The sequence below is a fragment of the Bacteroidota bacterium genome, from assembly GCA_040388375.1.
In the GTDB taxonomy this organism is placed as follows: Bacteria; Bacteroidota; Bacteroidia; order UKL13-3; family UKL13-3; genus JAAFJM01.
This window is the reverse complement of the sequence record JAZKBU010000028.1, coordinates 1-2088: the sequence shown is the minus strand read 5'-3', so window position 1 is coordinate 2088 and position 2088 is coordinate 1. Positions and strand designations below refer to the sequence as shown.

Here is a 2088-nt window from a genome sequence, read left to right as displayed (position 1 = left end):
AGTATTGACAATTCATGGTTTTTTAAGTGATAAATGGTACACCAAGAAAATACAACCCTAATAATAATGCTCCCTAACGCATTTATAAAATAAAAGAGAGGAATATTAACTGCTCTCTTTTATGGTTATTTAACCATACTTTATTTTGTTTTTCAATTACTTAGAAAACCATTACCTTAAAAAGTGATAATTGGTACGCTACCGGTTCATACTGGTTACAGATATATTGGTAAATGCTACTCTATTCTAAAATAAAATTTATATTGTCAAATATTAGGTCCTCTTTATCTTCTTCTGATAAATTCAATGCAGATTCATCTTTACGACAGACAATATTTTTCACTAAATTGTTTGTCGATTGAGTATCAAAAACAAATTCAACTTTTTCATCGTAAATAATAAATTGTTCATAGTGTGACTTAGAATATTTTTTACAATCTAAAAAAGATATAGTAAATGTATTTCCTATAAATCCAATCTCTTTTACCTCATTGGTAATAATATTCCAAGATATATAGATAGTCTTGAAACGTTTATCTTTTGGTAAAAGAAATTCATTTCTTATACTATTATTTACGCTTGTGTTAATAATATCTCCTAATAACTCCACTAAGTAGGGTACTTCTATTTTATAAAGTTTTATCGTATTATAAAATTCATCCAACCATATAACATCGGTATTTTTCATATTCAAATATTTAATTTTTCACAGGGGTGACAACATCTTTAATCGCGGGACTAAAGTATTGTTGCCCTCCTCCTTTATAAACTTCGCCTGTCTTTAAATCTTTAAAATCCGCAGCAGTAGTTTTTAAAACCTGAATATTTTCTTTTAGTTGAAATATGACACGTGTTCTACCTGCAGTATTTATTCCAAGCTTTGCTGGATCAGAGTTAACTGGGGCAAAGTACTTTCCAATAACCCCATCAGCACCAACCCATTGTTCTACAAAACTTCCTGCTTCTAATTTTTGTACAGTTACAGATTTTGCAAAATTAATTCCAGATAACTTGCTGGAAATGTTCCTTTCACCAAATGATTCATAAAAATTATTTGCTAGTATTTTCCGTCTTTCAACAATTGATATCTCAGCTATAGGACTAGCTTTTGGCTTAGTTCCAAATACAATCATTAAAGGTAATACTTCATAGTTAGCAGGATTTTTATATTGCTTAACGACATCTCCTAAAGTCATATTTGACGCCTCTGTTTTTATGTCCTCTGCTGCCTTTTTTATATTATTAACAGTTTGATGAACATAATCTGAAATGCCATAATTTTTGATATATACAATTCTGTCTGTAACTGTGTTAATAATAGTTGCAGTAGTATTATTTGGTAAAACAATCAATGAATTGTACATAAAAGCATTAAATAATCCTGCTGCAGATGTTGCGGAGGTTACTTCTGGAAGTTCAGCCTTGTTCATGTAAGGTACATATTCAAGTCCATCCATATCTATTCCATCAATTGGTCTGTTCATTGCATATGAGTATGGTGAAGAGAAAGGGAAATTTCTACATAATGGATCAACACTTAAAAATTTACCTAAGCGGTTATTGTAAATTCTCATTCCATAATCCTGTGTTTGAGTTTCATCATCATTCTCCTTACCGTTAAAGCCAAACCTATACCCATTTTCCGCATCAACTTCTTCTAAAGTGAAGCTAGCTAGTTGTAATTCGCTTACTGCTTTGTCAACTTCAAGGAATTCTACTTGGGTTTGGTAACCGGTAGCGGTTATGGTATAAGCATAATTGTTTGGTGATAAAAAGTCGGTTACACTAAATATAGTATTGGTTGTAGCCAAATCTTTTACATACAAGTATGGCCAACCGCGGAGGTTTATTTTAAACTTAATGCGATAGGTTTTACCGGGCTCGGTTGAAAATACTTTTTTCATCCCTGAGTTTATTGCTGTGGTTATTGCACGTACATTACCATATACGTTAATGAGTGTAGCTGAACCACTCGGTACCCACCCGTCAACACCGCTTGAAAACGAACTTTCGCTCACGGTTTTTGTCACTAACACACTGCTTACCTGTTTGTTACGAGTAGCCATTGGAGCCCCGAACGGACTGTAA

The 2088-nt window shown here is 32.6% G+C and carries 2 protein-coding genes; both read right to left on the bottom strand.

What is annotated here, in order from left to right:
• Nucleotides 1–241: 241 nt before the first annotated feature.
• Nucleotides 242–688 carry a hypothetical protein gene (locus tag V4538_17615; GenBank protein ID MES2382870.1) on the bottom strand — a complete coding sequence of 149 codons (447 nt, stop codon included), beginning with the start codon at nt 686–688 and terminating at the stop codon, nt 242–244.
• Nucleotides 689–698: 10 nt separating this feature from the next.
• Nucleotides 699–2088: RHS repeat-associated core domain-containing protein (locus V4538_17610; protein MES2382869.1), on the bottom strand; the 1390-nt coding region annotated here is incomplete at its 5' end.

Excerpts from the sequence above, each read along its gene's own strand:
- V4538_17615 (MES2382870.1), bottom strand. The coding sequence starts at position 688 with ATGAAAAATACCGATGTTATATGGTTGGATGAATTTTATAATACGATA.